Origin of the sequence: Streptomyces brasiliensis (assembly GCF_014647875.1) — a bacterium.
Classification (GTDB): domain Bacteria; phylum Actinomycetota; class Actinomycetes; order Streptomycetales; family Streptomycetaceae; genus Streptomyces; species Streptomyces brasiliensis.
Window position 1 is genome coordinate 1 of sequence record NZ_BMQA01000177.1, and the last position, 3639, is coordinate 3639.

General features: G+C 65.7%; 2 protein-coding genes and 1 pseudogene. 2 read left to right on the forward strand and 1 reads right to left on the reverse strand.

Annotation, left to right across the window (positions count from 1 at the left end):
* Positions 1 to 114 precede the first annotated feature (114 nt).
* Positions 115 to 1701 carry an acyl-CoA mutase large subunit family protein gene (locus IEZ19_RS49400; RefSeq protein ID WP_189317898.1) on the reverse strand — a complete coding sequence of 529 codons (1587 nt, stop codon included), beginning with the start codon at positions 1699 to 1701 and terminating at the stop codon, positions 115 to 117.
* A 100-nt stretch (positions 1702 to 1801) separates the two neighbouring features.
* Between IEZ19_RS49400 and IEZ19_RS49405 the strand changes: the two genes are divergently transcribed.
* Positions 1802 to 2503 (forward strand): TetR/AcrR family transcriptional regulator, encoded by a 702-nt coding sequence (locus tag IEZ19_RS49405; protein WP_189317899.1) that lies wholly within the window; start codon positions 1802 to 1804, stop codon positions 2501 to 2503.
* A gap of 253 nt (positions 2504 to 2756) precedes the next feature.
* Positions 2757 to 3639: pseudogene (locus IEZ19_RS49410) on the forward strand (Fe-S oxidoreductase); the annotation flags it as partial.

Below are 3639 nucleotides of genomic sequence, written 5' to 3' on the forward strand. Positions count from 1 at the left end.
TGCCGAGCCGGCGTGCGTCGCCTCCTGGATACGGCGCTGGAGATCCGCGAGCTTCCCAGCAGTCGTACGAATGTCGATGTCGTTCACTAGCGGCTCCACGTGCATGTCATTGGGTCAGAAGGTGTCATGGGGGACGTACACGCCCCAGACGTCGCGCAGGGCCTGGGAGACCTCGCCGACCGTGGCGCGCTGACGCAGGGCATCTCGCATAGGGGGCAGGACGTTGTCGGTGCCCTTGGCAGCGATGCGCAAAGCGTCCAGGGCATGTTCAACGGCGCAGTTGTCACGTTCACGACGCAAGGCGGCGAGTCGTTCACGCTGGTCGATCTCGATCTGCGGATCGACGCGCAGCGGGTCGTAGGGTTCTTCTTCGTCGAGGATGTACTTGTTGACGCCGACGACGATGCGGTCCTGGTTGTCGATCTCCAGCGCGGTCCGGTACGCGGACTTCTCGATCTCGGACTTCTGGAAGCCCTGTTCGATCGCCTCTACCGCGCCGCCACGGTCCTCCACGGCCTGGATCAGCTCCAGCACCGCCGCTTCGAGGTCGTCGGTCATCGACTCCATGACGTACGACCCGGCGAAGGGGTCGACGGTCGTGGTCACGTCGGTCTCGTAGGCGATGACCTGCTGGGTGCGCAGGGCGAGCCGCGCCGCCTTCTGGGTGGGCAGGGCGATGGCCTCGTCGTAGGAGTTGGTGTGCAGGGACTGGGTCCCGCCGAGGACCGCGCCCAGGCCCTGCAGGGCGACACGGACGAGGTTGACCTCGGGCTGCTGCGCGGTCAGCTGCACGCCGGCGGTCTGGGTGTGGAAGCGCAGCATCTGCGACTTGGGATTCTTGGCGTTGAACTCGTCGCGCATGATGCGGGCCCAGATGCGCCGCGCGGCGCGGAACTTGGCGATCTCCTCCAGCAGCGTGGTGCGGGCGACGAAGAAGAACGACAGACGCGGCGCGAAGTCGTCGACGTCGAGGCCTGCGGCGATCGCTGTGCGTACGTATTCCATGGCGTTGGCGAGGGTGAACGCGATCTCCTGCGCGGGCGTCGCCCCGGCCTCGGCCATGTGGTAGCCGGAGATGGAGATCGTGTTCCAGCGCGGCAGTTCCTTGTGGCAGTAGGCGAAGATGTTGCTGATCAGCCGCAGGGACTGCTGGGGCGGGAAGATGTAGGTGCCGCGGGCGATGTACTCTTTGAGCACGTCGTTCTGGATCGTGCCGGTCAACCGGTCACCGGGCACACCTTGCTCGGCCGCGACGAGCTGGTACAGCAGGAGCAGCGTGGATGCCGGGGCGTTGATCGTCATCGATGTCGACACCTTGTCCAGGGGCAGGCCCTGGAAGAGCGTCCGCATGTCCTCGATCGAGTCGATCGCCACGCCGACCTTGCCCACTTCGCCCCGGGCGATGGTCTCGTCGGAGTCGTAGCCCATCTGTGTCGGCAGGTCGAAGGCCACGCTGAGGCCGCCCGTGCCGGCGCCGACCAGTTCGTGGTAGCGCTCGTTGGACTCCTTCGCCGTGCCGAACCCGGCGTACTGGCGCATCGTCCACGGCCGGCCCGTGTACATCGACGGATACACGCCACGCGTGAACGGGAACTGCCCCGGCGCGCCCAGCTTGGCGTCCGCGTCGAAGTCCGTCAGCGCCCAGCCGTCGTAAAGCGGCTGTATCGGTAGACCGGACTCGTTCGTCGCCCCGGAACCCACACCGACCTCCTCTGGTACTCAATCTCTAAAATACGGTACGCAGTACCGCTCGTGAGAGCAAGTGGTCCTTCACGGCTGGGGCAGGGAAAGATGGGCGCTTATGAGCAAGCCACCCGCACGGACCCGACTCGCCGACGCGGCTTTCGCCCTCTTCGACGAACGCGGATACGAGCAGACCACGATCGATGACATCGCCGAGCGGGCCGGACTGGGGCGTACGACCTTCTTCCGGCACTATCGCTCCAAGGAAGAGGTCATCTTCCCCGACCATGACCGGCTGCTGGAACTGATCCGGGACCGGCTGGCGACCTCCAGTCACAGCACCGCCCTGGTCGCCGTCTCGGACGCGGTCCGCCTGGTGCTGTTGCACTACATCGACGAGGGTGACCTCGCGCGCAGGCGGTACGCCCTGACCAGCAAGGTGGCTGCCTTGCGTGACCGCGAGATCGCCAGTGTGGCGCGCTACCAGCGGCTGTTCCGTGAGTTCATCGCGGACTGGATGGGGGATCCCACGGAGTCGGCGTCACTGAGAGCCGAACTCATGGCGGCGTCCGTCGTCGCGGCCCACAACCACGTGCTGCGCCGGTGGCTGCGGGGTGAATCCACAGACCCTGTGGCAGAGGTCGATGAAGCGATGCGCGAGGTGCTTGCCCTGTTCCCGGCGCCGGCTTCCCCGTCGGAACCCGGTGCCGGCACCACCATCGTTGCGTTCAGGACCGGACAGAACATCGACGCCCTGCTTCCCTCGCTGCGTCGCCTCGTCGAAGAGGGGGCCAAGCAGTCGGGGACTCGAGTCACTTGATCGTCCGCGGTGAGCGCGGACTGCTGTGTGACCGACTGCACGGCCACTGACTGAGACTCAGTGTGCACAATATGGTACCCAGTACCAAGGTCGTCCGTTGCGCTGTGCTCCCGCGTCAGCGCGGACTCGCGTCGACCGGACCTGGTCGACCACGGCGTCGTCGGTGACCTCTTCGGCGTCGTCCGCCGGCACTGGCCGAGGAGATCAGGGCCTGGAAGGGCTAGGTTCCGCAACCGATAGAGGGTTTTCTCCTATGCAACTCGTCGCGATCATCGTGTCGTTGGCTCTGATCGTGGTCGGCGTGGCACTGTTCGGCCGTGCCATCGCGCAGATCTACCACTTCGTACGGCTCGGTCAGGACGTGCCCGCGGGCACCCGTACGAATGAGCCCGTGCGGCGCACCGTCACGGTGGTCAGGGAGTTCCTGGGACATACCCGGTTGAACCGCTGGGGCATCGTCGGTGTGGCGCACTGGTTCGTCGCGGTCGGCTTCTTCTCGCTCCTGCTGACGATCGTCAATGCAGTCGGCCAGCTGTTCCAGGCCGATTGGATCCTGCCGGTCGTCGGCGACTGGGCGCCGTACAACGTCTTCGTCGAGTTCATCGGCACCATGACGGTACTCGGCATTCTGGCGCTGATCGTCATCCGTCAGCTGAGCCACCCGCGCGGGCTGGGCCGCAAGTCCCGCTTCGCCGGCTCCAACTTCGGCCAGGCGTACTTCGTCGAGACGGTCATCCTGATCGTCGGCGTGTGCATCTTCATGCTGCACGCGCTGGAGGGCGCCCAGCACCATGTGGGCTCCTACGAGGCCTCGTTCTTCATCTCGTATCCAGTGGTGAACTGGCTCGCGGGCCTGGACGTATCCACGCTGCAGAACCTCACCTACTTCTTCGCCGGCCTGAAGATCGCGACGTCGTTCATCTGGATGATCACGGTCTCGCTGAAGACGGACATGGGTGTGGCCTGGCACCGCTTCCTGGCGTTCCCGAACATCTGGTTCAAGCGTGAGGCGGACGGCGGCACGGCGCTGGGCGCGCTGCAGCCGATGACCTCGGGCGGCAAGCCGATCGACTTCTCCGACCCGGGCGAGGACGACGTCTTCGGCATCTCCCAGGTCGAGCAGTTCTCCTGGAAGG

Excerpts from the sequence above, each read along its gene's own strand:
- IEZ19_RS49405 (WP_189317899.1), top strand. The coding sequence starts at position 1,802 with ATGAGCAAGCCACCCGCACGGACCCGACTCGCCGACGCGGCTTTCGCC.